This is a genomic window from Cryobacterium sandaracinum (genome assembly GCF_004403415.1).
Taxonomy (GTDB): domain Bacteria; phylum Actinomycetota; class Actinomycetes; order Actinomycetales; family Microbacteriaceae; genus Cryobacterium; species Cryobacterium sandaracinum.
This window is the reverse complement of the sequence record NZ_SOGO01000025.1, coordinates 37534-64340: the sequence shown is the minus strand read 5'-3', so window position 1 is coordinate 64340 and position 26807 is coordinate 37534. Positions and strand designations below refer to the sequence as shown.

General features: G+C 64.1%; 19 protein-coding genes and 1 pseudogene. 11 read left to right on the top strand and 9 right to left on the bottom strand.

Annotation, left to right across the window (positions count from 1 at the left end; all coding sequences use genetic code 11):
• Positions 1–226: 226 nt before the first annotated feature.
• Together E3T25_RS08865 and E3T25_RS17440 are read left to right on the top strand one after the other, a co-directional pair.
• A complete protein-coding gene (locus E3T25_RS08865) occupies positions 227–6652 on the top strand; it encodes a DUF4011 domain-containing protein (RefSeq protein ID WP_166785977.1) in 6426 nt (2141 codons plus the stop codon).
• A gap of 250 nt (positions 6653–6902) precedes the next feature.
• Positions 6903–7973, top strand: coding sequence for a DUF2510 domain-containing protein (locus tag E3T25_RS17440; protein WP_241976882.1), 1071 nt, complete (start codon positions 6903–6905; stop codon positions 7971–7973).
• Positions 7974–8053: 80 nt separating this feature from the next.
• Here E3T25_RS17440 and E3T25_RS08845 read toward each other — a convergent pair whose 3' ends face one another.
• The 3 genes from E3T25_RS08845 to E3T25_RS08835 all read right to left on the bottom strand — a co-directional run bounded on the left by E3T25_RS08845 (position 8054) and on the right by E3T25_RS08835 (position 10575).
• Complete coding sequence (locus E3T25_RS08845) at positions 8054–8977, bottom strand: TM2 domain-containing protein (protein WP_134373714.1); 924 nt, start codon at positions 8975–8977, stop codon at positions 8054–8056.
• A gap of 595 nt (positions 8978–9572) precedes the next feature.
• Complete coding sequence (locus E3T25_RS08840; protein WP_134373712.1) at positions 9573–9818, bottom strand: hypothetical protein; 246 nt, start codon at positions 9816–9818, stop codon at positions 9573–9575.
• 160 nt (positions 9819–9978) lie between these two features.
• A complete protein-coding gene (locus tag E3T25_RS08835; protein WP_134373710.1) occupies positions 9979–10575 on the bottom strand; it encodes a hypothetical protein in 597 nt (198 codons plus the stop codon).
• 679 nt (positions 10576–11254) lie between these two features.
• Here E3T25_RS08835 and E3T25_RS08830 point away from each other — a divergent pair.
• Positions 11255–11830, top strand: coding sequence for a hypothetical protein (locus E3T25_RS08830; protein ID WP_134373708.1), 576 nt, complete (start codon positions 11255–11257; stop codon positions 11828–11830).
• Positions 11831–11931: 101 nt separating this feature from the next.
• Here E3T25_RS08830 and E3T25_RS08825 read toward each other — a convergent pair whose 3' ends face one another.
• Positions 11932–12441, bottom strand: a complete 510-nt coding sequence (locus tag E3T25_RS08825; RefSeq protein ID WP_134373706.1) for a hypothetical protein — start codon at positions 12439–12441, stop codon at positions 11932–11934.
• A gap of 434 nt (positions 12442–12875) precedes the next feature.
• Here E3T25_RS08825 and E3T25_RS08820 point away from each other — a divergent pair, with 434 nt between their 5' ends.
• The 3 genes from E3T25_RS08820 to E3T25_RS08810 all read left to right on the top strand — a co-directional run bounded on the left by E3T25_RS08820 (position 12876) and on the right by E3T25_RS08810 (position 16362).
• On the top strand, positions 12876–13394 hold the full coding sequence (locus E3T25_RS08820) for a hypothetical protein (RefSeq protein ID WP_134373704.1): 519 nt from the start codon (positions 12876–12878) through the stop codon (positions 13392–13394).
• Positions 13395–13672: 278 nt separating this feature from the next.
• A complete protein-coding gene (locus E3T25_RS08815) occupies positions 13673–14617 on the top strand; it encodes a hypothetical protein (RefSeq protein WP_134373702.1) in 945 nt (314 codons plus the stop codon).
• A gap of 341 nt (positions 14618–14958) precedes the next feature.
• Entirely contained in the window at positions 14959–16362 is a 1404-nt protein-coding gene (locus tag E3T25_RS08810; protein ID WP_134373700.1) for a ComEC/Rec2 family competence protein, read from the top strand.
• A 639-nt stretch (positions 16363–17001) separates the two neighbouring features.
• On the opposite strand, the gene E3T25_RS08805 is transcribed toward E3T25_RS08810, so the two are convergent.
• The 4 genes from E3T25_RS08805 to E3T25_RS08790 form a co-directional block, all read right to left on the bottom strand.
• Positions 17002–17310: a hypothetical protein gene (locus E3T25_RS08805; RefSeq protein WP_104102102.1), complete on the bottom strand. Its 309-nt coding sequence runs from the start codon at positions 17308–17310 to the stop codon at positions 17002–17004.
• A 404-nt stretch (positions 17311–17714) separates the two neighbouring features.
• A complete protein-coding gene (locus E3T25_RS08800; RefSeq protein ID WP_104102105.1) occupies positions 17715–18215 on the bottom strand; it encodes a CarD family transcriptional regulator in 501 nt (166 codons plus the stop codon).
• Positions 18216–18349: 134 nt separating this feature from the next.
• Entirely contained in the window at positions 18350–19375 is a 1026-nt protein-coding gene (locus E3T25_RS08795) for an agmatine deiminase family protein (protein WP_134373698.1), read from the bottom strand.
• On the bottom strand, positions 19372–20364 hold the full coding sequence (locus E3T25_RS08790) for a nitrilase-related carbon-nitrogen hydrolase (RefSeq protein WP_134373696.1): 993 nt from the start codon (positions 20362–20364) through the stop codon (positions 19372–19374). Before E3T25_RS08790 ends, E3T25_RS08795 begins: the two co-directional genes overlap by 4 nt.
• A gap of 74 nt (positions 20365–20438) precedes the next feature.
• Here E3T25_RS08790 and E3T25_RS08785 point away from each other — a divergent pair, with 74 nt between their 5' ends.
• The 5 genes and pseudogenes from E3T25_RS08785 (at position 20439) to E3T25_RS08765 (ending at position 24245) form a co-directional block, all read left to right on the top strand.
• Positions 20439–21125 carry a TetR/AcrR family transcriptional regulator gene (locus E3T25_RS08785; protein WP_134373694.1) on the top strand — a complete coding sequence of 229 codons (687 nt, stop codon included), beginning with the start codon at positions 20439–20441 and terminating at the stop codon, positions 21123–21125.
• A 248-nt stretch (positions 21126–21373) separates the two neighbouring features.
• Positions 21374–21481, top strand: a pseudogene (locus E3T25_RS08780) (FAD binding domain-containing protein); the annotation flags it as partial.
• Between the two features lie 52 nt (positions 21482–21533).
• On the top strand, positions 21534–22331 hold the full coding sequence (locus E3T25_RS08775) for a VWA domain-containing protein (RefSeq protein ID WP_241980760.1): 798 nt from the start codon (positions 21534–21536) through the stop codon (positions 22329–22331).
• On the top strand, positions 22331–23068 hold the full coding sequence (locus tag E3T25_RS08770) for an SRPBCC family protein (protein ID WP_134373818.1): 738 nt from the start codon (positions 22331–22333) through the stop codon (positions 23066–23068). Before E3T25_RS08775 ends, E3T25_RS08770 begins: the two co-directional genes overlap by 1 nt.
• A 34-nt stretch (positions 23069–23102) precedes the next feature.
• Positions 23103–24245 carry an XdhC family protein gene (locus E3T25_RS08765; protein WP_134373692.1) on the top strand — a complete coding sequence of 381 codons (1143 nt, stop codon included), beginning with the start codon at positions 23103–23105 and terminating at the stop codon, positions 24243–24245.
• A gap of 8 nt (positions 24246–24253) precedes the next feature.
• Here E3T25_RS08765 and E3T25_RS08760 read toward each other — a convergent pair whose 3' ends face one another.
• Positions 24254–26482 (bottom strand): MMPL family transporter, encoded by a 2229-nt coding sequence (locus tag E3T25_RS08760; RefSeq protein ID WP_134373690.1) that lies wholly within the window; start codon positions 26480–26482, stop codon positions 24254–24256.
• Positions 26483–26807: the final 325 nt, after the last annotated feature.

Genomic DNA, 26807 nt, shown 5'->3' with positions numbered 1-26807 from the left:
GAAAAATTCGGAGTCGGCATCGAGGTCGGCCACTACTCCGGCTCGAACCCGTCCATCCGCCCAGAGCGTCTGATGAAGGCCACCTGATGAATCTTCTTGAATCCCTAGCGCCCCTGTTCGGGGGCGACAGGACTGGGAGCCGCGATCCGCTGGTTCTGGTTGTATGGGAGAGCGTTGTCTTGCGCAGCGTTCTGCCCAGCCGGGGTGATGCAGAGGAGCAGTCAACGTGGACCTGACTAACCGCGAGTACGTCGCACGGGCACTTGAACTCGTCGTAGATGGCCTCGGACCTTTCGTCAGCGCTGCCCTCACCCCGATTGTTCCTCAAGGGAAGACTTGGGTGACCCTTCTCGAGGAGAAGGACCGCCACAACCGCATCCTGGGTAAGACCTACTCGCCCAAAGACCTGCAGTCACTTCTCCGGGTCATCACCGAGCGGTTGGATCCGGTGGGGTATCCCTTCGCGGACATGCTTCCGCGCGAAGCGCAGAGGCTCGCCAGCGAATTGCGCGATGTACGGAACAGCTGGGCGCACGGTGGGGAGTTTGATAACAACGACGCCTATCGGGCGATTGACAGTGCTGAGCGACTGCTCGCGCTCGTGGACGCCACGGAACAAGCCGGGGCCGCGGCGGAGCTCAAACTCGCGGTAGCTCCCGCCCGTCCAAATCCGGCGGAGGAAACCGTCGTGATTCCGAAGCACGGCGCCCAGGAAACCCCTGCTGCATCCCAAGTCGCGGGGCCGGCTTCGCCGGTTATGAGTGCCACGTACGAGATTGAGCTTTCCGCGACTCCGATCCTCAGCTACGCTCTGGCCCACAACCGACAGGCCGTCGTCAGCGAACTGACCATCACGAACCATGGCCCGGAGCTTCGTGAGGCTGTACTCCGGCTTGAGGTCACCAGTGCCCTCGGCAGTCTTGGATCCCCCCGGGAGATACTGGTAGAGCTCGGGGCCGGCCGACCCAGCTCATTCACCGAGCTCGGTTTGCTCATGGACCCAGCGGTGATGCTGACTGTCGAGGAGCAACGTCCGGCCGTCATTCGCGCTCGACTACTCGTGGCCGGGGATACCGTGGCCGAGAAGTCAGTCGAGGTCCAGCTTCTGGCTGCGCACCAGTGGGTGTCACGCCCGGTTGAATTGGCACTGGAGATGCTGGCCGCCCATGTGCAGCCGAACCACCCTGCGATCGCACCGCTGCTTAGCGAGGCTTCCGACATCCTCGAACACGACACGGGTAGCGGCTCGCTTCAGGGGTATCAGGCCGGCCCCGACAGGGTCGACGAGATCGTCGCGGCTGTTTTCGAGGCGATGCGGAATCGCGCCATCCGCTATTCCAATCCACCAGCTAGTTGGGCTGACGTGGGACAGAAGGTGCGCAACCCTGCCGAGGTTCTCGAGGGACGGGTTGGCACCTGTCTGGACACTACGGTCGTGTTCGCCGCTGCCCTTGAGCAAGCGGGAATCAACCCACTTCTCTGGGTCGTCGATGGACACGCTTTCGTCGGCTACTGGCGCGAGGAAGACCGCAGTCTTGGTGCTCCGGCGACGACGGATGCGACGGAGGTCGTCAACCTCGTCGACCTCGAACTGATCAAGCTCGTCGAGACGACGATGCTGACGACCGAGCTCACCGAGAGCACCTTCGCTCAGTCGCAACGATCACCGTACGTCTCGCAGCTTTCCGGCAACCTTGAGAACGTCATCGGGGTGACCGACGTTGTGCAGGCGCGGAAGAACCAGATCATCCCCCTGCCAGCGCGCACCCAGGACGATAGCGGCACCATCATCGTCACTGAGTACCACCCCCACACTCCAGATATGCCGACCCCACCGCATGCCGGCGCCCCTGCCGGAACCATGAAAGACAGGCCCGGCCGGGTCGTTCCGTACCGCGTCGAGCAATGGAAGAACGCGCTGCTCGACCTCAGCCTCCGCAACAGGCTGATCAACTTCACTGACCGCGGCAGGCTCCCCCTCGTAGTTGCCGACCGCTACCTCGCGAGCATCGAAGATCTTATTGTCAACGGCACGGGACTGACCCTTCTGCCCTCGGACCAGGTCGCCAGCATTGACCGTCAGCGCGGCATCCGGTTTGGGCGAGACCTTCCCCAAGACCAACTCGCGTTGCTCCTGCAGGACAAGAAGTCTGTGTATGCCGATGTGACCGATGCTGCCTACACGACCCGACTGCGAGCTCTTGCGTACAAGGCGCGCACCGTCGTTCAGGAGACAGGTGCAAACAATCTCTACCTCGCATTCGGGACCCTGGTCTGGAATGTCAAGGGACGCGAGTTGCGCTCCCCGCTGGTCTTGGTTCCCGTGACCCTGGAAACGACGAACCGGGCCGGGAGCTACCGAGTGGTGCTGGACGAAGCAGGCCAGTCAACACCCAACTACTGCCTTTTGGAGAAGCTGCGCCAAGAGGACGGTCTATCTATCCCGGGACTGGAGAAGCCGGTCGAAGGCGCTTCGGGAATCGACCTAGAAGCGGCGCTGAGAGCCACCCGTGAAGCGATCGTCGCGGCCAAACTCCACTACCGTGTGGAGTCGACTTTGGACCTGGCAATCCTCCAATTTGCCAAGTTTCGGCTCTGGAAGGACCTCGACGAGAACTGGGAAACGCTCGCCGAAAACTCACTCGTCAACCATCTCATCTATACGCCGACCGAGGCATTCGCTGACCCTGTCCCACCTCCACCCTTGGCCGACCTTGACGCTCTCGGCGCCGAATGCCCGGTTCCCGGTGACTCCTCACAGCTTGCCGCCGTCGCGGAAGCGGTTGCGAATCGCACCTTTGTACTCGAGGGTCCTCCGGGCACAGGCAAATCGCAAACCATCACGAACCTCCTCACCCGAGCCGTGGCCGACGGCAAGAGAGTCCTCTTCGTGGCGGAAAAGCGAGCAGCTCTCCAAGTGGTGCAGAAGCGGCTCGAGGAAGTGGGCATGGGTGCATTCGCCCTGGATCTGCACGACAAAGCCAGCAAGCCCGTTGCCGTGCGCGCCCAAATTCGAGCCGCTCTCGAACACCGTGTGACGGTCGACGGACAAGGCCTCAAGAATGACCTTGAGGCGCTGGCGACCGCACGAGGAAGCCTGGCGCGGTATGCGAGCAGGCTCCACGACGAGAACCCGGCCGGCCTCTCGTACTACTCAGCCAGGACCCAAGCGCTGTCCTCCGCCCAGGATGTAGCGGCGATGTCGGTGCCGTCGGATCTGCCGGGTCACGTCACCGCCGATGTTCTGGATGATGTTCGACGGGTGTTTCGGAATCTCCCGGATGTTGCGGAACCGGCACGTGCACGGCCGGAGCACCCGTGGGCGTTCCTGACTGAGCCGCCCGTACCGTCACTGGACATTGAGCGGGTTCGCGCGGCATCCCTCGAAATGGATGCCGCGGTCAAAGACTTACCGGCCGACGGGACCGTCGCTGGCGTGCTTACCCATACTGTTACAGCGCCGGAGTTCACTGCCCTGGCAACACTCGCGACGTCGCCCCGACTCCCTTTGAGCGTCCTTGAGGCGACCGTCGCGAGTGAGTGGCGTGACGCCGAGCGCGATGCGATGGCTGCGGTGACTGCGTTCATTGCCGGATACCAGGCCGCCCTCGACGTGGTCACCCCGGCCGCATTCCAGCTCGATACAACAAGTGTCCATGCCGCCGCAACCGCAGCCGACGCCTCCGGCTTCTTCGGGCGCAAGAAACGCAGGCTCGCTGCTCTACAGATGCTTGACGGCGTGTTGGTGGAAGGCGTAGTCATCCCTCTGAAGAGCCTGTCGGAAGTCACGAGGCAACTCGTCGCCGCGCAATCCAAACTGGACGAGGTCAGGGTCCTAGTTCGAAGCGTGGATGGGGTGACGATCCCCGGAGAGTGGAACCCCCTTCTGGCCCCGGACGTGGAAGTCCTGTCCAGGCAACTTAACTGGCTTCGCTGGGTGGGCAGCGTGCTCACGCCGTCTACTTCGCCGCACGGCGAGGCGTTCACGGTCGCATTGCGCGCCTACTACAGCGATGCTGGTGCGAATGTCAGCCCTAAGCTGCGTGCGGCCGTCACAAGGTGTGGCACCGCAGTGGAGGAACTCATTTCCGCGCTGGGCGTGACCCCACAGCCGCTAGTCAAATGGTCGGGCCACATCGGATTCATTGCTGCGTGGCGGCGGACGGCTCCCGAGCGAGACGCCCTCGATCCCCAAATGCATTCCCTGCGTCGGTGGGTCGATCTCCTGGAACACCTCGCACCACTTACAGCAGCGGGCCTGTCAGAGGCGCGGACAAGCATCCTGGCCGGCACGACCGAACTCGTCGACGCCAGCCGGGCGTTTGAGAAGGGCCTCGCGATCGCATCGATTGGCGAACGCGCTCACGCGACTGCCCTGGACCAGTTCGAAACTGTGGCGCACAACCGTTCAATCACGCGCTTCACTGACTCCTCCCGCGCGGTACGCGAACACCTACCGTCCTATATTCCGTTCACCGTTCTCGGTCAACGCACCTTTGGTGCCACCGCGAGCACCGGCCAGATTGGGCTGCTCAAACGGCAGCTGGACCGGCAGCGCGGCGGCATGGGTGTGCGGGACCTGATGCGCAACTTCGGAGACCTCATCACGCAAATCATGCCTTGCATGCTGATGAGTCCGGAATCCGTTGCCAGGTTCTTTCCCGCGCAAGCCGGACTATTCGACATCATCGTCTTCGATGAGGCCTCCCAAGTTCGGGTCGCGGATGCGATCGGAGCAATGGGGCGCGCGAAATCCGTCGTCGTAGTTGGGGACAGCAAACAGATGCCGCCATCCAGCTTCGGCGAAAGCAGCATCGGCTCCGCGGATGACGACAGCGGAGCGATGGAATTCGTCCGTGATGAGGAATCCATTCTTTCCGAGTGTGTGCAATCCCAAGTCCCGAGCAAATGGTTATCCTGGCACTATCGGAGTCAGGACGAATCCCTGATCAGTTACAGTAACCGGGCCTACTACCGCGACCGCCTTTCATCATTCCCGGCACCCATACACACGTCCGGGAATAATGGGATCGCCGGCTACGGTGTGAGCTTGGAACGTGTAAACGGCCAGTTCCTGCGAAGCGGCACGGGCAAAGCTCTCCGCACCAACCCGGTGGAAGCCGAAGCAGTCGTGGACGAGATCATCAGACGATTCTGGGCCTCCCCCCTCGTGGTTCCCTCAATCGGAGTAGTGACATTCAACATGCAACAGCGAACTCTGATCGAGACCAGACTGCGCGACAGTGGTGACGACCGCATAGTGCAGGCGCTCGACAACGACACCGACGGCCTATTCGTGAAGAACCTGGAAAATGTTCAGGGTGACGAGCGCGACACCATCCTTTTCTCAACGGCTTTCAGTGCCAACGACCGTGGATACCTCCCCCTGAACTTCGGGCCGTTGAACCTGCCCGGAGGTGAGCGTCGACTCAACGTGGCAATTACAAGGGCGAGGCGCCAGGTAATCGTATTCAGCAGCTTCAACCCGAAAGACCTCAGGGCGGAGGAAACGACCTCGGTCGGCATTAAACACTTCAAGGCGTACCTTGAAATGGCGGAAAAGGGTGGCGACGCGGCGGCCGGGTCAACGCGGATATCGACCGCCATTGACCGTCACCGAGAAGACATCGCCGAAGGGCTGCGAGAGCGCGGACTCACGGTGACGACGGATGTTGGCCTCTCCGATTTCCGAATCGACTTGAGCGTCGCCGAGCAGGGCGACCCCGGCAAGCCCATCATGGCCGTGCTGCTGGACGGACCCGGTTGGGCGGCGAGGCGCACCGTCTCGGATCGGGACGGACTGCCGGTCGAGGTCCTCTCGAAGCTGATGCGCTGGCCAGCCGTGGAACGGATATGGATGCCTGAATGGCTGAGCAGTCGAGATTCTGTGCTCGATCGACTTACCCAAACGCTCGCCGCGGCCGCAAAGGCAAGCCAGACGGAGACCCCAGAGGAACCAATGGCCATGGCACTGCACGCTCAGACGCCACCCTCACTGGGTGCATCGCCCTCGACGACTGAGCGGAAACTAGCATCTGCCTTGTCCCCGACGTATCGCTCCCACGCCCTGGCTGGGCCCCCGCCTTCTTTGAATGCGGAGAGATTCGATCCATACCAAGTTCGCTACCTCGGGCAAACCGGTGTCCTGGATGCCCTCCCTCGCCTACAGGCCGCTGCCTCCGTATCCACCGCACTCAGAGCGATTGTCGACGCGGAGGGACCCATCCACTACGTACGCCTCACTAAATTACTGGCGCTGGGATTCGGGCTCGAACGAGTTAATGCAACTCGCATGCAATCGATCCTTCGGCACCTGCCCGAGGAGCTGAAGGCCCAGGACGAGAAACCGTTCGCTTGGCCGGCCCGCCTTGACCCGAGGACCTGGCGAGGATTCCGCCCAACGCCTGGTGGGGTCGCCCGCCCTCTCGAACACATCAGCCCTCGAGAACTGGTTAATGCAATGGTGGAAATTTGCCACACCTCAGCAGGGATGAATGAAGTAGAACTGATGCGGGAGACCCTGAACATGTTTGGCGGTACATCGCTGACGACCAAGTCCCGAGATCTCCTCTCGGCCGCGCTACTGACCGGGCAAAACAACGGTCGGCTAGAACGCACACAAAACGGCGTCTACTTGGCTGCCAACCCCTGATCAGGACTGCTCGAACGACCGTCATCGCCCTTCGCCTATTTCAGTTGCCGTCAGGAGGCAGGCGCCGCGGCGTAGCTCGGTTTTCTTTGAGGCCCCGGCTTAAAGGCGGAGCTCAGTACGTTCGATTGAACAAAGAGAACAGGCAAAAACTCACATGGCTCAAGACTCAGATTCCGTCCCGATTCGTGCGAAGGATGCGGATGCTGCGCTGGTGGGCAATCCTTCCAGAGGCATCGGAGAAAGGAATCGCATGGCTGAAGAATGGCAACTCCGAAGTGTCCGTGTTCCGAAGGGAACGCATCTTGCGAACTCTAAAGGTACTCCCGGCGCTCAACGGGATCTGCTGTATAAGAACGGGACGAATGCGCTCGTAGGACCCGCGGAGTCGGTTCCAGTTGACAAGGAGGAGGGATCCTCCCCGGACTATGAGTACGCGCAATCGGACGAGGACGGACCAGGACTCGGTGCGGCAATCGCTGGTCTCGCACTGGTCGGACTGACAATCGGCACCATTGCTATGGTGGGCGCGTCCCGCGACAAGAATTCGCGGCTCCGCGAGTTAGAGTCAAGCCTCGCCGAGGCTCGCCGGGCCGAAGGTCAAGCAGCGGTTGCCATTTCGCGCGTTTCCGCACCCGCGGGCTGGTACGACGCGGATTCCGGGCGTCAGCGCTGGTGGGATGGCCAGCAGTGGACTGAACACTTCCAGTCCGACCCGCGTCGAGCCCCGGCGCCCGCAGGGTGGTATGACGATGGCTCGGGAAACCTGCGGTGGTGGGATGGCCACGAGTGGACGGCTCATTTTCAGACTACCCAAGGTCAGGTTGCTCCGAGGTCGCCAGGTGCACCAGACACTGCGCCGGTAACGCCATCCACTGATGTGGAGGCGGGGTTCGGAATGCCGCAGATCAGTATGAGCAGTGCAGAGTGGCAGGAGCGTGTTCGGGCGATGCTCCTCGCTCGGGCGTTCAGCGAAGAGCAGTGGAGGTTGCTGTCCAATGCCCGAATCGACGATGCGGACGGCGCGCTTCTGGACTGGCAGAGCGAACTGAACAAACTCACCCCGCAACAGTTCTCGGATCGCATCAACTACATGCTCGAGAGAAATCCCGCTCTGCGCAGCTCTGAACAGGACCCCGCTCCGGCGGGGTGGTATGACGATGGCTCTGGCCAGCAGCAGTGGTGGGATGGCCAGCAATGGACTGAGCGGTTCCAGGCAGAAGAGGTCAAGATACTCGCGGACTCGCGCGCGATCACTCCCGCAGGTTGGTATGACGACGGTTCCGGCCGACAACGCTGGTGGGACGGTCAGCAATGGACCTGACTTATCCGCCATCGTGAGCACGGCGCCTTGACACGGCGCCCACCCCGCGGCCGTGCAGTGAGCCGTAGCCGAAACGCGCGCTATTCGGCGCCCGACGCTGAGCCAAGGTCGCGCTGCCGGTCGTCCATCGCCTTACGTGGGTCCATAAGACCGTCGATTGCGACCTGAAACTTCAACCCACGGCGGCCGTTCACCTGCCGGATATTGTCAAGAAGCTGGGCATCTACCGCGTCGAACATCACTGCTACACCGCGGATATGCTGCTCCGGGTTGTCCCACAGTCGCGGGTTGGCGAGCACGTCCAGCAGGTAGTCGCGATCGAGTGCCTCAGCTAGCTTGCCGAGTTTGTCGACGTACTCGGCTTGGGCAAGAGCCCGTTGCACCTTGTCGGTCGGAAGGCTGAGCCGCCGGAATAGTTCAGTCACGTTTACGATCACTGAATCGATCTGCCCGATCAGCGACGGTGCGACGCGGTCGCCGGCTGCCGCGTGCATCAGGTACAGCTGCCGGAGCGTTTGCAGTTTCGCGATGCGCTCGCGGACGAGCGGGGGCAGCGAGTCGACGGCGCGCGGCTCCTTCGCGGCTGCGCCATGGGCCCGACGACGATGCAGCATCCAGATCGAGCCCGCGACGATCCCGACTGCAGCGAGGATCGCCAGGAGCACCCAGCCGAACGACGTCGGACCACCGCTGTCGACGGCGGCCGCGAGTGTCACCGCACCGATGCTGATCAGTACAGCTGAACCGAAAACTGCAGCGATGACGATCCAGGCAGTCTTCCTGTGCTTGTCGTATCCGGCCAACCTAAATCCGCCCACGTCGCGCTGGCCGCCGAAGAGCGTGATGAGCAGGTCGATGATCATCCAGTAGCCGAAGCCACCGACGGTGACGAGCTTCAAGACGGCCGAGCCGGTCTTTCCGAGGTAGAACCGGTCGGCGCCGAAGACACCAAGAAAGAACGAAAGCAGCAACGTCACGATGAAGCTCTTGCTGCCTTCAGGCACCGTTCCTGCGGGACGTGGGGTCTGCGTGCGCTCCCGGTCTCCCGGCGGAGCCGGCGGTACGAACCGTGGCGGAGGCGGGGACACGCGGGGCGGGGAAAGGGGCGAGGGTCGCGGCGGCGGCGGCGTTACGCGTGGTGGCGGTGGCGGGCTGCTCGACAAGTCGTCCCCCATTTTGTCCCTCGTGTTGGCCGTCGGTGCGCGATCGGCCTTCCGCCAGTCGTGTCGTCCGCGGCGCGGCAGCGGACCGTACGAGCACGACCCGACACCGGTCGATGCATATGCCGGCGGGCCTGACCCGGCCCCAGTCTAGGCGCACACGGCCGGTGCTAGGCTCCGCCAAGATCGCTGTGCACCGCGGGCCCCGCGAACGACAGCGAGGTGGCCAGAGAGATCTTGCAACGAGGCATCGATTCTCAGCGCAGGCCGGGGTCCGGCATGCACGGCTGGCACGTCCGCGGATCCCCGTGATTCCCATCCGCGATGGCGGTCTTTCCTCGGAACGCGGCACAGTCTGCGAGCGGTGGCCGCAAAAGATACTCGGCGGCGCGGGCTTGCGAGATGTGCCATGACCGGCAAGATGGCCGATAAGGCGGAATTACGTCAAGACCCCCGCGGAACCACCGTCAGAGCCGAGACCCAGGCCAGCCCGGAAATCCGCGAACGTCCTGCGGTCCACCTCCTCCATCGACGTGGCAGACCCGAGCATGGAACACCAGCGGTCGACGGCGTGCGCGGCCTGGTCTGCGGGGAGGCCGGGAATGATCCGGAGCAGTTCCTCGGCCCGCCGCTTCCGGCGCTCGTCCTCCAGGAGGTCGCTGGGGGTCTTGTATTCGGAGCTCATACGGACACACTAGCCAAGGTGGGGTTTGAGCGGGCGTGGTGAGGACTCGGAGCACGGTGCCGGGGTGAGCCCCGTCCTGGCGCGAGAAGTCTCTGGTCCGGCACAATCCGCAGCGTCGGATCGGTCGACATAGACTCACCCACAGGCGAGCTGGCGCGAGCTAGTCCTGCTCGGTGAGATCCACGCTCTTGATCAGAGCGTCAAGCTCCGGCTCCGTGGACAGATCCAAGGGCGTCAGCGCCTGGGCCGAGCCACTCTGCCGGATGGCCAGCTCCGACGACGCCTCGTTGACAATCTGGATGGCGCCGGTCTCACGCCACCGAACCCCAACGAGGCGGGAACGCTCGAACGTCGCCGCCAAGAGCACCTGCGCGCTGATCGTTCCGTACGCGTCCGGGGCCGACCGAGTAACGGCTACGACCCGCACGCTCTGCAGTGCCGGTACCTGGGCGAATGCTTCCTTGACCGTGACGAGGGTGAAGCCCGCGACCGCCTCCTTATGGAGTGTCGCCGTAGCCTGCTTCGTCGCCTGCTTCAGCGTCGGCTTCCCGCCGGGAGTGACACTCGGCAACTTCGACGGCATCGCTGTCGACGGCGGGACTAGCACGAGAACACTGGCTTCGGCGCCGTCAACGGAGAGCGGGACTGCCATGGCGTCGTTGTCCTCGAAGGCTGTTTCCAGCACGTGCATGACCGTGTACGGATCGTTGGCCCCGAGAGCGGACCAGACCTGGTCGAGATCCTCCTGTTGTGCCATTCTGGCGTCGTCGGCGGCTGCCCACGCGGCTGCTATTTCGCGAGCAGCTGACTCCCTGCCGTCGCGTTTGGCTTGCGCTCTGCGCGACCATGCGAGAATCCCAACCCCTTTGAGAGCAGCCTGGCGGTGGCGTAGGAACACGGCAGCTTCATCGATTAGCTGCGTTGGCGGGGCAACCGGCGCTGAGCTCGACTGAAAATCGGCCCAATGCAGGCTCGTCAGGCTGGCGACCAGGTCGACGAGTTCCTGAATGTACAGGAGGCGCTCACTAGCCGCGACCGACCGAGCCGACGCTTCCAAAGCGCGCGAAGTCGCTGCCGGGGAACGACGCGTGGGACCCGACGACCGCGCACGCGACCGGCTTTGCGATCCGCTCAGCGAAGTGTAAAAACTGAAGGGACCCGCCCCCGTGGAGAATCCTGTTCTGCCCGAGCCCACATGGATCCGTGCGGCGCGGGTACCGATGCTCGCGCGGACCCCACGGCTGTTCATTCTGATTCGCACGCCCGGCGCAAGCCTCACCGAAAACCCCATGTCCGAAACTTACCGGAATACGCCGTGATTCGATGAGCGTTCAGGCAGCATCTGCGCAACCAGTTGTCCCTAACCAGAAGGCCGACCACCCTCACCGAGGCACAGTTCGGCAGGTCGCACAATCGAACTCGGCCATACTGGCGTGATGGTCGACACGAAGATGACGAAGTCCGCTGGAGAGCATTGGGTCTGCTCGGTCCTGAGCCGGTTGAACTGGGGCGCCGCTCTCACCCGCGATGGCCTTGAACGCACGGATATCCTCGCCGTGCGTGCCGACGATTCGAGGACCATGATCGAGGTCCAAGTGAAATCGGCGAATGGTGTCACTCCGAAGACGAGTTGGCCGGTCACCCCCAAGGCGCAATTGCCTGCTCAGACCAGCCGTGAGTGGTTCGTATTCGTCGCCCTTCCCCAGGAGCCACACGAGCGGCCACGGTCATTCATCATTCCGCGTAATGTAGTCGCCGCTGCGACGTGGATAGTCCATCAGGACTGGCTCACCGACCCGGATGCAGTCCAGGGAAAACGAAACGTTGGCGTCGATCGCGCGCGCGTTTCAATGTGGACATGGGCCGGCTACGAAGACCAGTGGGGGCTGTTGGAAGAATCTGCCTACGATGCTCCGATTCTGTTGCCGCCCAAACTGCGCGAATTGGCGCTCGACCCACGCGTTGGACTTCCCCCGGACCATCCCTGGAACGACTCCCTGCCGTTCTGGTGACGGCGACCAGCCAGAACGTGGGCCAGGGCAAGGCTCAAGCGGCAGTGGCGGAATATGTCCCTTCTAATCAATAAGCGACTCGCTCGTCAGTCAGAGCGGGATCATGAGAGCGTGCGGCGCCAGGAAGTCCGGGCGCCGGTGATCGGGTCACCCCAACTCACGTGGAGTGTTGTGCTTGCCGGGCTCGCGAATGTCTTGCTGTAGTCGAAGTAGATCGACTCTCCCGGCCCGACATCCTGCAGATCGTGTTCAAAAAGGGTGATGTCATTTCCCTCGCCGAGCTCGTCAACCGACACGACATGCATAACGTCCTTCGAGATATTGCGGAGTTCGTACTTGCTCCCGATACTGCTGAGCGACCAGGGGTCGGTCGCGATCTTCGAAAGTTCAATCGCGTTCCTCTGTTCGAGCGCCTCCGCCGACCGCGCGGCGGCGGAGGCCGAATCGGCTGATGCGCGGAGGGCGACCGTCTCGTGCTCCTGTGCGGCGTCCCTGGCAGCACGGGCATCGTCCCGGGCGTGACGCGCGTCGACCGCCTGCCATGCGGTGACACCTACCCCGATCGCGGTGATGAGCAGGAGGCCAAGGTTGATGATGCTGCTCTGGTTCATTGGACAAACGTATCGAGTGCCGCTCGCAACGGATGCAGCATCGCCCTTGTTCCAGGTCGCACTCACGGCCTTTGGCACTGAGACGGGCAGCCGCCGATCGTCTCGCTAGCATGCACGCATGGTGGCGCCCTATCGAGCAGGCGATTCAACTCCAGAGCCTGCCATGAGTTTCGAGGTGAGGCCCCTCCTGCTCCACGGTTGAAAGGTCTGGCGGCGGATTCTCTGCCCGGCTCCCGATTTCCGGTAACGAATAGGCATGTGATGCTTGCGGTCAAGGGCATTACCCCGGGTCCAGAGTGCGGACTGCCTAGGCGCCGGCCACACCGAGAGTGGAGGCGAAGTTCCACCAAACTATGTCTGTTATGGCCCCATGATGACGGATCGCGAGATGCTTGAAAGCAACCGTCCACGAGGTCAACCGATATCGCCAATCCATGTCCTCCAAAGAACAAAGTCACTCGGCCGGCGACGAGAGGGTCTTCGCTGCCTATGGCCGAGCTATGCACGGATCGCAGGCGTTGGAGTTTTGGCTTCGAGTCTTAGTCAACGTGCATCAGGTGACGTTGAAGGACTTCGCCTCCCAAGCTGAACTCGACCGGGCCGTCGATACGCTCTCGACCTCGACAATGGGGACTGTGTTCTCAGCGCTCCGTACCCTGGCGCGGGACCCGATCTTAGAAGAGAAACTGACCATGGCAGTGGGCGAACGAAATCGTCTCGCTCACCATTTCTTCAGCGAGTGGTCGGATGCTTGGGACGGCCTGGAGACCGAGATCGAAATGATTGAAGACGCGAACCGCGTGCAAATGCTGTTCGAAGAAACGGTTCGGGACCTCGCCGCGACGCTGGGAAAACACTTGGACGTCATCGGGTCGAATCCAGATGCTTATATGCCTGGCCTGCAGCAGCGCCTCGGCGAATTTAACGAGCAAGGCGAGCCGACCACAAACTGAACCTCGCCTATCGAACGGAGTTGCAACCCAATCAGCTGTTCGATTCCAACAGGGATCGCGACGGTATCGTGCAGCTTATCGAGGCTTTGCCGACGGGCCCGACGGCATCAAGAGTTCAGCTCGCCCTTCCATCCATATCATCGGTTTCTGCAAGTTGGGCCACCACGGCGGCGTCAATCATCACGTCTGTGAGTGACGCGGCAGCGGGGCAAGGCAAGTAGGCGTGGCAGCTGGGTGAACAGCGTGAGCAATCATCTCAGGTGGGTCTACTCTCAGGGGTGACTATTCCGAACCCGCCCCAGTTCGATTTCAACCGCGCAATCAGCCCTGACACCGAGGAAGTGGGCGTCGCGCTTCTGCGGCTGCTGTTTTCCCGCATTGCGAGCGCCGAAGCGAAGCTGAAGGGTGAGTTCTTCGCTGTTGTTGACGACAGGAGCAGCCTTCGACTTGATGACCGTTACCTCGGACGATGGCGCACCGGCAGCCTGCACGGCACGGCCATGTCGGCATCGGTGGACGCCCTTCTGGCCGTGCAAACGATCCTGGAGTCGGTCCTCGCTGGAACGGGAGCGCTCCCGATGTCCGCGCTCTATCCGATGATCCGAGCCGCCCTCGAGAGCGCTTCGCTTGCCATCTACCTACTGGAGCCCGTCAGCCGAGATGAGCGGCTACGCCGAAGCTACATGGTGGCTGTCGAAGACGCGAAATACTTCGACACGTTTCAAATATCGCTGGGCAACCTCAACTCGCGGTCGAAGTCCCTCGCGCAGGCCGAGATCCGCGCGCTGATCGCGACTCGCCCTAGCCTCGGAGATCCCGCCGACTTCCCATTCACCACTGTGACTTACAGCGACACGGTCAAGAAAGCAGAGGTAGCAATCACAGCTGATCCAGCTATTCCCACGAGCGCACGCATGGCCCTGCTTGCTTGGTGGAAGTTGTTGTCGGGTCTGAGCCATGGCAAACAGTGGGCATTCGTCGAGGCGATGGAGCGCAGCGAGGCCGTCGTGGACGTTGAAAACCAATCGGCACAGATACGGATGACCTCGTCGATTGCGGCGGTCGCTCTGGTCACTCAGCGCGCGATCGAGGCGTTGGAGACAGCGCTGAATCTCTATGGGCGCCGGTCCCGAGTTACATGGACCGAGGTCGAAGATGCAAGCGAGCCTCCGACCTTGTCCTACACGGCTCTCCAGAACGAGAACGACGCGCGCGAAGATTAGGCAATGTCATTGCCACAATCATTTCCCGTCGAATGGAAGTAGGACCTGGCCCCTACCATCACGACAGCGAAGCCGTGCCCCTGAGCGGTCCCAATGACACCCGCCCAAGACTTCGGAACGGCCGCGAATTGGAACCGAATCTGCGTGCGTCGAGGTCCGACTATCGGGCAAGTTTGGCCGCGAACTAGAATCGCGCCACGATCTGGGTTTGTTTCTTTCTGTCCACGGGCGGATCCACGCTCAACCGCTGTCGCGGAAGGACTGTATGGTGCGATAGTGGCGCTCCAATGAATCGCGTCTGGCTTGCCCTCCAATTCCGGGCATCGAGGGGTGAAACACTAGTGACCAGATACTTCGCGCGTACGGAAATCAAGGTTGCGGCCGACGACGAGACTGGGCCGACCGTAGTCCTCGACGCCATCCGAGCCGATTGGCGCGGTTTTGAGTCGGGTGTGTTCGCGCTGACAGCGAATTTGGAATCTACTGATGGGCCAGCGCACAACTACTGGCGCGGACTATTCGAATCCGGCCCGTCCGGCCCGAACCCCCTCGACGACGCACCAATCGTTCGAATCGAGGTGAGTTCTCCTGCGAAAGATAGAGTGTCTCGGTCCCTCCTGGGTGCCAAGCTTCCGTGGCTCGAATTTGAGACGGGGGACCCAAATGGTGTCCCTGCCGTGCTCTTTGATGCCGGCATGAAGGGCCTCTTCGACTCGGAAGGAGTGAATGTCCAAATAGGCCACCTACGAGAAAGCAGATTCTCACCGGCGTTGAAGCGCATATTTGACATGGGAAGTTGGCCAAACGCTGACGAGGTCAAAATCAAAAAGGCTCTTGGAGAAGTTCCGGCTTTTTCGCAGATGCTCGCCATCGACGTGGGACAAGGCGGAGCCAACGCTCTTATCGACACAACTGGCACTCCAAGGCTCTATTTCGACGTCGGAGCAGGGATGGGAAGGCACTCAGGTTCAACGCCACCCAACCTTTCATTCTGCGCGTGCAGAGGCCAACCGATCGTCTTGTCGCACTGGGACACGGATCACTGGGCAGGAGCGAGACTGGAACCCCGATTTCTGGCCCATGTCTGGATCGCGCCACGCCAGCGAATCGGACCCAGCCACACGAAACTGGCCTCTGACATCCTCCATGCTCATGGAGACATCCTCATCTACGCCTCGAAAAAAGCCGTAGAGATTTCGCTTCAATGGGAAAACCCTCGATGGGTCAAGCAACATGCCGGCCCGGATCAACGGCTCAGCCTCGTGCCGTGTACAGGACGAAACCGGAACGACAGCGGCTTGGCAATGCGTGTTCGAGACATCGAGCGTGAGCTTGAGTGGCTGCTCACGGGTGATGCGTCCTACGATGCCATACCGGCTTCACCTACTCCAGTCGACTATGCAGCGGTAACGGCCTCGCACCATGGTGCCAAGCAACCTCGGATTGGAAGTGTCATTCCGGCTCGAACGACACGCGCCGAGAAGTATGCGAGGCTCCTCTACTCGTTCGCGACTCCAAACAGTTTTGGTCATCCGCATCCGAAGGCTGTTCACGATAGTGCCCGTCAGGGATGGCGCCACGGTCCAATGGTCGTTCCGTACGCAGCTGCCAAATTCGATGCGCTCGCCACCGGTTTGGGAGACACGCAGCGTGCCCGAGCGTCGGTTGCGGCGGGTTGGCGTCGGAGACCGTTGCTGCCGAAGCACCTGCTCGAGTGCGTGAATGATATGGAAATCGTCCGATAGGGCAGTCCACACCGCCGGTGCGTGACCCAGTCGTCGATGTTCGTCGTGGAAAAGCTGGAGTTAATCGCTGGAATGTCGTCCGGCACGTTCCGCGACTTCCCAGCGGTCACAGGCGAATTTGGATTTCCCGAACCACCCACATAAATTAGATTCGGATCATTCCGACTCGTCATGTGGAAATAGGTCGCGACAATCGATACCGGTTGCGCGGCCTATTTTTTTATGGTCGAACGTTTCTCCGGCCGGAACGTTCTCCTCGCCATCACCCCGTATCGGAGGTCCGCCGGCGGCAGCCTCACCGCCGACATGCTCGGCGCCGCCCGCTTTTCCCGCAGGCGAGCGCCACTGAAGGACTGGTTGATGCCACCTACTGTCAACCGGTCATCGGGCCCTCTCCCGTGCGCGCCTAGATCGCACACCTCATGCCGGCGATCCTCGACGGGACCGTCGATCCCGGAGGGTCTTCGACCGCACGGTGAACCTCGACGCATCCCCCGTCGCCAACCGTGACGGGGGCAACCGCGAAGCCCTCACGATCATGATGGCCATCTGACCGGCCGCGTCGCGGCCAGAGGTCAGCGCCCAAGGGAAGATCGTAGGGGCTGTGCTCGCAGTTGCCCGAGGTCGCGGCTAGGCAGCCTATTCCTCAAACGTCACGTTGCCGCGGCAGGCTTCGCCCGGGCTGGGCACCAGATCCTTGAAGCCGTGGCTGACGAACCGCCCGTAGCTCTGCACGCGCCCGTCCGTGACGAAGTCGTCGTTGAATTGGGGCGGCTGGTTTTCCTCAGCATCGGGGAGGTCCCGGCCCGAATAGGCGCACGCCGAACTCGCGTTCGTTGCGCCCGGGACCGGACTGCCATTGCCACTGGTCTCTCCAGCCTGAGCCGAAGTGGCGCCGACGAAAACAAGTCCGAGTGCGACAACGCACCCCAGTACCATGCGTTTCATGAGTAATCCTCTCAACAAGGGACGACCCGCCTGGCATAGGATGAGCCAGCGTCCCGCCCCACCTTTGCGGAAGATACTCCTCGGTGGCTATCTGGACAACGGGCGGAAGACACATTCGGAGGGCCATCCATGACCGCGCGAACCGCTCGTTCCCCTCAGGCAGGCCAAGCGCCGCAGCCGCAGCCGCATCCGCATCCGACTTCGAGGAGTCGGTTGACGGACTTCGGCCGCAATTTCTCGACCAGGAGCCGGTATTAGTTCTCCTGCACCTCGTCAGGGATGTACCGGGACGCGGAAAGCACGGGCGGAGGTAGATCATCGACGGCCCGAGTACCCACTCGTGGAAGGCATCCTACACGTCGTCGTGTCGGTGGATCGCTTGGGCGTCGAACCGCCGCGCGGGGCTAGACCGCTTCGGTGAGGGCTCCGGAGAGAACCTCGTCCAAAGCCAGGACGGTGTCTTCCGGTGATGTGCCGAGCGCCAGCGCCAGCTCAGACTCGAGGAGTTGACGGGACTTGGCGAGCATCCGCTTCTCACCGGCGGACACGCCGCCGTCCTGTTCGCGGCGCCACAGGTCCCGGACGACTTCGGCGACGCGCGTCACGCTGTCACTCGCCATCTTCTCTTGATTCGCTTTGAACCGGCGGCTCCAGTTCGTTGCTTCCTCCGTGAACGGCTCGCGTAGAACCTTGTAGACCTCTTCCAGCCCAGCGGCATCGATGACGTCACGCACTCCAACAAGCCCCGCATTCGCGATGGGAAGTTGGATTGTGAGCTGCGACGAATGCACGCGCAGCGTCATCGCCGGCTGGGCGACGCCCTTCAGCGTTATGGTGGAGAGCTCGGTAAGGGTGACCGCACCGTGGTGCGGATAGACGAGGGTTTCCCCAACGATGAACTTCAAACTGACTCGATTCAGATCGTGCTGCATGCGGCGTCCCGGTGGCGCCGACTAGCCGAATTCCCGGCGGCCAACCTGTCAATCGTGCCACAGTCCCCTGAACGTTCACCTTGCGGCAGCAAGCGTGGCGCGGCGTACTACCCGGCCGATGGCTGCTGCTGGGTGATGCAGTGGATGCCGCCGCCGCGCGCGAACAACGGCCGCGCCTCGACCGACACGACCGTTCGGCCCGGATACGCCGCGGCCAGGATCTCCCGGGCGACCTGGTCGGCCCGTTCCTCGCCGAAGCCGCAGGCGATCACGCCGCCGTTGACGACGAGGTGGTTGACGTAGTTGTAGTCCACGAAGCCGTCCTCGTCCGTGAGTGCGGCCGGTGCCGGCAGGTCGACGATGGTGAACGGCCGGCCCGCCGCATCCGTCTCCTCGGCGAGAACGGCGCGGAGCTGCCTGGTCACGGCATAGTCCGGGTGGGCCGGGTCGTTCTGCGCGTGTATCAACACCGTTCCGGGCGACGGGAGGGCGGCCACCATATCGACGTGGCCGCGGGTTCCGTAGCGCTGCTGGTCCCGGCTCAGGCCGCGCGGCAGCCAGACCAGGCGGGTGGCGCCGAGGGTACGGGCGAACTCGGCCTCGATCCTCGCCCGGTCGACGTAGGGGTTCCGGCCCGGATCCAGTTGAACGGTCTGCGTGGCCAGCACCGTTCCCGCGCCGTCGACGTGAATGCCGCCGCCCTCGTTCACGAGCACCGAGGAGATCGCACTCGCGCCAGAGGCGGCGGTGACGAGCCTGCCTACCTCCATGTCTTTGCCCCAGCGCGCCCAATCCTGGGCACCCCAACCGTTGAATGCCCAGTCCACCGCCCCCAGCTGCCCGTCATCACCCAGCACGAAGGACGGGCCGATGTCGCGCATCCAGGCGTCGTCAAGTGGTGCCTCGATGATTTCGATTTCCGCGGAGAGGTACCGCCGAGCGGTCGCCACCTCGGCCGGGTCGACGACCATGGTGACGGGTTCGAATTCGAGGACCGCGTGGGCAACCGCGGTCCAGGTGCCGCGCGCCTCGTTGGCGGAATACGCATCCGTGCCGAGCGTGTAGCCGTCCACCGGGAATGCCATCCAGACCCGGTCCTGCGGCGCGGTCTCCGCCGGCATCAGCCAGGTCACGACTCCCCCGACGTCACCATCGCACCGAACGGATGAGCCGGGTCGACCGGCGTGGTCAGCCCCGCATAGCTGTCCGGCCGTCGGGTGGCCAGGAAGGGAAACAGCGTGAGCCACTTCTCCCGTTGTGCCAGGTCGAGGTCGGCGACCAGCACCGCGGACTCGTCACGGGGAGCCTGCACGAGCACACGACCGTAGGGGTCAGAGATGAAAGAGGAGCCGTAAAAGGTCAGGTCGCCCTCGTCGCCGTGACGATTGGGCACCACCATGAAGAGGCCGCTGGTGATCCCGTTGGCCACGATCACCTGCCGCCAGAGCGGTTGGGTGTCGAACGTGGGGAAGCCGGGCTCCGAGCCGATCGCTGTGGGGTAGACCAGCAGTTGGGCGCCACCGAGGCCGTACAGCCGCGACACCTCGGGGAACCATTCGTCCCAGCAGGTGGGCAGCCCGATCCGGGCACCGCCCAGTTCCTCCGGCGCATAGACGGGATACGCGTCCTCGGCTGGGCCCGGTCGGAACCAGGTGTCCTCGTAGTAGCCCTCGGTGACCGGGATGTGCAGTTTGCGCGTGCGACCGAGCAGCCGACCGGTCGGCGAGACCAGGATGGCCGTGTTGTAACCACGCGGGTCCTCCGGTGCATCCTCTGCGTCCGGTCTCTCGTAGAGGGAGGCGTGCACGACGACGCCGTGCAATTTGGCCTGCTCAGCCGCGAAGGCGAAGGTCGGTCCGGTCAGCAGGTCCTCGGCCGTCAGCTTCGGCACACCCTGTGCCCGTGCGTTGCCGGGGTATTTGCGCAGCGTCAGCTCGGGCAGGAAGGCGACGCGGGCACCCTGATCGGAGGCCAGACGGATGCCCTCGGCCAGCTCCGCGCGCAGCGCGTTTTCGTCGACGTGCCAGCGGTGCTGCACGAGCCCGACCCGGAGCGGCGGCCGGGCCTCGCTCGACGTTCGGGTCAGCGGTTCGGCGATGCCGGGCGCGTTGATCACGAGCATGACGAGACCTCTCTGCGGAATAATTGATCACTTGATCAATAACCGTTGGCTAAAGATATATAGACTCAGGTTTCATGTCAACCGATCCGAGCGCATCGCGGCGCAAAGCACCGATCGAGCGGGCGGCGGAAATCACCCGTGCCGCCCGGGAGATCGCCCTTGACGAGGGCTTGTCGGCCCTTACACTGCGTGCGGTCGCCTCCCGGATCGGGGTGACCCCGGCCCTGGTCAGTCACTACCAGCCGAGCATGGACTCCCTGGTGGCTTCCACTTTCGGGGCGATCGTGGCCGCCGAGATCGGCGAGGTGGCGGAGGAGCTGGCGCCCTGCGAGACAGCCGTGGCGGCCCTGCAGACGCTGATCGACACTCTGCTCGGACCCGAACGCAGCACCGTGACCGCGGTCTGGCTCGACGCTTGGAGCCTCGGCCGACGCCACCCCGCGCTCGCCGTGGAGGTGGGCGTTCAGATGGACGCCTGGCAGGCGTTCCTGGCCGTCCTGTTGAACACCGGCTGCGCGCGCGGCGAATTCCGGGCGATCGACCCGGACGCCGTCGCCTGGCAGCTTTTGGCGATCATCGACGGTCTGAACGCGCACGCCATCGTGCGCTACGGCCATGCACGGCGGCTGCGCGGTCTCGTGCGCACCGTCGCCGAACACGAGCTGGGGCTGCGCTCCGGGGCCCTCGGGCCCGGGGACGACTCCGGCCGCCGACCCGAACCTGACCATCCCCCGGCACCGATCACCGTGCCTGTATGCTAGGCGCATACTTCCGGTCATGGTTCTGCTGTGAACGGACGAGCGCTGGTTGAGACAGTGCATGAGGCCCCGGCGATTCGTCGCCGGGGCCTTTCCCGTTGCGGGACCGCCACTGAACCCTCGACGTTCTCCGCTGCGGGACGGTCGCTCCCGGCGGCCGAATCCCCGGCGGCCCGGAGCCGTCCCGATTTGCGTTGACAACCCGGCGGCCCCGGAGCGCTATGTGACACGATCCAGCTTCTCTCGACTATGTGCGCACCAGCACGGTCGACGATGCGATCACCCGACTCGAGCGCCATGGTCCGGAGTCCCGGGTCATCGCGGGCGGGCAGAGTCTTCAGCCGATGATGAAGCTCCGTCTGGCCAGACCCGAGTGGCTGATCGACATCAACAAGCTCTTCGAACTGGACTTTGTGCTGCGCGATCGCGGCGGACCAGGCGCCGCTGCCCCAGCCGCCGGTCCTGGCTCCGGACGAGGTCGCCCAGATGCGTCGCCTGGTGCGCCGGATCGCCCTCGCCACGCCGGAACGCGTCAGCAGCCGCACCCGGAAGAGCTCCCGGAGCGCCCCGAGGCTGGACCTGCGCCGCACGGTCAGGGCGGCGCAGCACAGCGGCGGGGAACCGGTGCGCCTGGTCTACCGGCGCCGGCGCACGCGACTGCGCCGTTTGATCCTGCTGTGCAATGTGTCCGGGACGATGGAGCCGTACACGCGGGTTTTCCTGTCGCTCCTGCAGGGCGCGGTCGCGGGGGCCGAGGCCTTCATCTTCTCGACCGGATTAACCCGGCTGACCCGTCAGCTCGCGGTGCGCGACCCGGACCAGGCTCTGGCACGGGCTGCCGCCAGCACCCAGGACTGGGCAGGCGGCACCAGGCTGGCAGAAAGCATCCGCCATTTCACGGATGCCTGGGGTCGACGTGGCCTCGCCCGCGGGACCGTCGTCGTGATCATCTCGGATGGGTGGGCGCTGGACGACCCGGAATCGGTGCACACCCAGATGGCCCGCCTGCGGCGCCTGGCCTACCGCATCATCTGGGTCAACCCCAGGAAGATCGCTTTGCACTACCAGCCGGTGGTGGGCGGCATGGCGGCCGCGTTGCCCTTTGTCGACGCGTTCGTCAGCGGGCACAGCTATGCGGCCCTGGCAGAAGTGGCGGCGGCGATTCGCGCCGACCGTTCGTACCCACACGAGAATACGAGGACCCGTTGATGGACATCAACAGCACGTTCTCCGTCGTCGCACCGATCGACGAGGTGTGGAAGACTCTGATGGACTTCGAACGTGTCGCCGGCTACGTTCCGGGGGCACAGGTGCTGAACAAGCTTTCGGATGACGCCTATCAGGTCGGAATGAAAGTGAAACTGGGTCCGGTGACCATTCAGTACAGAGGTCAGATGACAGTTCTCGAACGCGATGCGACCACGCACCGCGCCGTGTTCGAGGGGCGCGCTCAGGAGACCCGCGGTCAGGGCAGGGCGCAGGCTACGGCCACCCTCACCCTCGTCGAGGCGGAGGGCGAGACCCAGGGCACGGTCAGTGCCGAGGTGGCGCTTTCCGGCAAGGTGGCCGCGGTGGGGCGCAGCATCATCGGCAGCGTCACGGACCAGATGATGGCCCTCTTCGCGGAGAACCTGCAGGCCATGGTCACGGGTCCGGCTCCGGAACCGGCGGTGCCTGCTGCCGGGGCCACGACCGGGAAGACCGCCGAGACGGTCAGTGGGACGGGAACCGCGACGGCTCCGCCCGCCGCACCGCCGGCCCGGCCCCTCACGACGGCGCCTACCTCCCGGGCGCCGCAGCCGCCCGACGAGACCAGCCTGAACGCGCTCGATCTGGCCAAGGGCATCGTGATGGATCAGCTCAGCAGCCTGCCCAGGCTACTCGGCGTGATCGCAGCGGTGGCGTTTGTCGCCTATTGGATCGGCCGCCGCGCCGGCGGTCGGTAGACCCGGATGAGCGAAACCGGAAGGGTCACCACCTGTGCGTGAGGTTCTGAACCCGCTGCTGACGGGATGGCAGGCCGGCGGCATTGCCGGCCTGGCCACCGTCGTGCGCACCTTCCAGTCCGCCCCCCGGCCTGCCGGCGCGTCGATGCTGGTCACCGCCGACGGGGAGGTGGTCGGCTCGGTCTCCGGCGGCTGTGTCGAAAGTGCCGTCTACGACCTCGCGACCCAGGTGATCGAGGATGGGCGGCCGGTGCTGGTGCGCTACGGCATCAGCGACGACGACGCCTTCTCCGTTGGTCTGACTTGCGGCGGCATCCTCGACGTCTTCGTCGAGCCAGTCAGCCAGGTGAGCTTCCCGGAGCTGGCCGCTGTGGAGCAGGACATCACCGGATCGGCCCCGGTAGGGGTCGCGACCGTGATCGCGCACCCCGATCCCAGCCGTCTAGGCCGACACCTGATCATCCGGCCGCACGGCTTCGACGGCGATCTGGGCTCCGAACGGGCGAACCGGGCCATCGGCGATGATGCTCGCGGGCTGCTGGCCGCCGGACGCAACCGCACCCTCACCTACGGTCCCGACGGTGAACGACGCGGTGAGGGCATGCGGGTCTTCGTCAACAGCTACGCCCCGCGCCCACGGATGCTGGTGTTCGGCGCCATCGATTTCGCGGCCGCCCTGGCCCGGCTGGCTTCCTTCCTCGGCTACCGTGTCACCGTCTGCGATGCCCGCGAGGTCTTCGCCACGCCGGCCCGGTTCCCGGAGGCCGACGAGGTCATCGTCGGCTGGCCGCACCGCTACCTGGCCGGGCAGGTCGCGGCCGGGCTCGTGGATGAGCGCACCGTCGTCTGCGTACTCACCCACGACCCGAAATTCGACGTGCCGCTCCTCAAGGTGGCCCTGACCCGCGGCCCGTTCGCCTACATCGGTGCGATGGGGTCTCGGCGCACTCACGAGGACCGACTGACCCGGCTCCGCGAGGCAGGTGTGGGCGAGGCGGAGCTGGCAAGGTTGCACAGCCCCATCGGGCTGGATCTCGGCTCCCGAACCCCGGAAGAGACGGCCGTGTCCATCGCCGCGGAGATCATCGCCGAGCAGTGGGGCGGCACCGGAGAGCCGTTGGGCAGCCTGGCCGACCGGATCCACCACGACGACCTGGACGAGCCGACCTCGGTGTAGCCGCCGCCCTACTCCCGCATCCCGAAGCGGGCGTAGATCGGATGCAACCACCTCGGCGCCCACCAGAGGCCCTTCTCGAGCGAGGTCATCACAGTGGGAACCACGATGGTGCGCACGAGGGTCGCGTCCAGCAGCACGGCCACGGCGAGGGCGACGCCGATCTGTTTCATCTGCAGCAGATTGCCGGTCGCGAACCCGGCGAACACGATCACGATGATCAGGGCCGCGGAGGAGATGATCCGGCCCGAGCTCTGCAGACCCGTCTCGATAGCGAGCCGCGTGGCCTCACCCGCCTCGTAGTGCTCCTTGATCCGGGCGAGCAGGAACATCTCGTAGTCCATGGCCAGGCCGAAGCCGAAGGTGAGCACGAGGGTCAGAACCAGAGGGTCCACCCCGGCGATCGTATCGGCATCGAAATCGAGCAGGCCTGCGAGATTTCCCTCCTGGAAACCCCAGACCAGGATGCCCACGGAGGCGCCGAGCGAGATGACGCTGATCACGAGGGCGGTCAGCGGGATGACCACGGAACCGGTCATCAGGAAGAGCAGCAGGAACGTGGCCCCGGCGATGATCAGGGCAGCCCAGGGCGCGCCGGCGACCAATGAGTCGACATAGTCGACCGACGCGGCATCCATGCCGCCGACCCAGTGGTCGAAGTCGGGCCGGTAGTCCCGGATCTCCCGCACAACGGCCGGGCCCGCGTTCTGGTCGACGTCGACGCGCGACACCCAATGCCCGTTCACCAGGGCCGGTGGTGTCGTGCCGGTGACGTTCGGCAGCGTCGCCACCTCCTCGGCCAAGGCCGCGGCGGACGCCTCATCGGTGTCCGAGACGAGCTGCACCAGCGGGGCCGTGGCGAGGGGGAAGTGGTCGTTCAGCGCCGTGACGAACCCGTACTGGGTCGAGGCCTTCGGGATGGCGTCGGCGCCGCCGCTGGACACGTTGATGTTTAGCGCGGGGCTGCCGAGCAGGAGGAGCACGGCGATGCCCCCGAGCGCCACGAGCACGGGCGCCCGTTGCACGCGGCGAGTCAGCCGGGAGAAGACGCCCTCCCGGGGGGCGACGTCGCCGAAACGGGTCAGGAGGGGACCGAGGCCGGGGATGCGGGTCAGCAGGCCCGGCTTCAGCAACCGTTCGCCGAAGTACCCGAGCAGAGCCGGCACAAGAACGAGCGCCGTCAGGATGGCGATCAGCACCACGGAGACCGCGCCGATGGCGATGGCACGGATGATCGTCGGTTCGAAGACCAGCAGGCCCACCGTGGCGATGGCGAAGGTCAGACCGGAGTAGAGCACCGTGCGGCCGGCCGTGTCCGCCGTGATGCCCACCGCCTGCAGCATCAGCTCGTGACGTTCCGTACGCGTTTCGCTGTCGCCGGCCCGCTCCACGAGTGCCCGGAACTCCTCGCGGAACCGGCTGACGATCAGGAGCCCGTAGTCGATGGAGAGCCCCAGCCCGATCACGGTGATGACGTTGAGCACCGTGGTGTCGATTTCCATCAGGTAGCTGAAGCCGAAGAGGGCCCCGAGAGCGCCGGCGATCGACGCCAACGCCCCGATCAGCGGGATGCCGGCCGCCAGGAATCCGCCGAAGATGACCAGCATCACAAGGAGGGCGATCGGCAACGCGATCAGCTCGCCCTTCTGCAGGTCGGCCTCGGCGACCGCCACCAGGGACTCCACCAGGAGCGGGGTTCCGCCGACTTCCACGGTGGCGTCCGGCTCAAGCTGCCGGACCTCGTCGGCCGCCACGCCGAGCCGTTCTTCCACCTCGCCCAGCAGGTCATCACTGAGGTCACCGTCTGGTGCCACCATCTGGGCGTTCAGCAACAGTCCGGTGCCGTCGGGCACCAGGAGAGGCATCGCAGCCGGGTTCGGCGAGCCGTCAGGGAGTGGTGGGATGGCGAGCGGGTTGATGACCTCTGTTACCCCGTCGACTTCCAACAGGTCGGTCGTGGCCGCGGTGAGGATCAGGCCCAGGTCCGGGGCGGACAGGTCGACGTCGTGGATCAGCAGAGAGAGAGATTCCGTGTCTGCGCCCTCGGTGCCCTGCAGCAGATTGGCTGCCTGGCTGGCCTCGCCTTCAACGGTGGGTCCGGCGCTGGAGAGCCGCTGGAAAAGGTTCTCCCCCGTCACCCCGATCAGTGCCGTCGCCACGCACGCGGCGATCGTGAGCGCCCAGAGCAGCAGAGAGGTGAACCGGTGACGGGCGATCAAAATGCCCAGTGTGCGCAGCATGGCAGAAGTCCTCCGGTCTCAGGCGGCTACCGCCAAATTACTCCACCCGGCGCCGACGGACCGACACCTGTCGGGTGCCGGGACACACCGCGGGAGGTGTACGCTCGGAGTTATGCCCCGTATACCTATGGGGGTATAGTCCGGGTTGGCCTGATCGCTGCCACTTGGGACGAACGTGCGCCGCAAGATCCTTGTCGGTCGAGTCCGGGGCTCTGCGACAACTTCATCCCGAACGAATTCGACGGAGATTCTGCTCTAAACAGCGCCCGCGGGCTAAAAAACGGGAGTTTGACCTAAAATCTCCGTCGAATTGGTTCGAGACCGG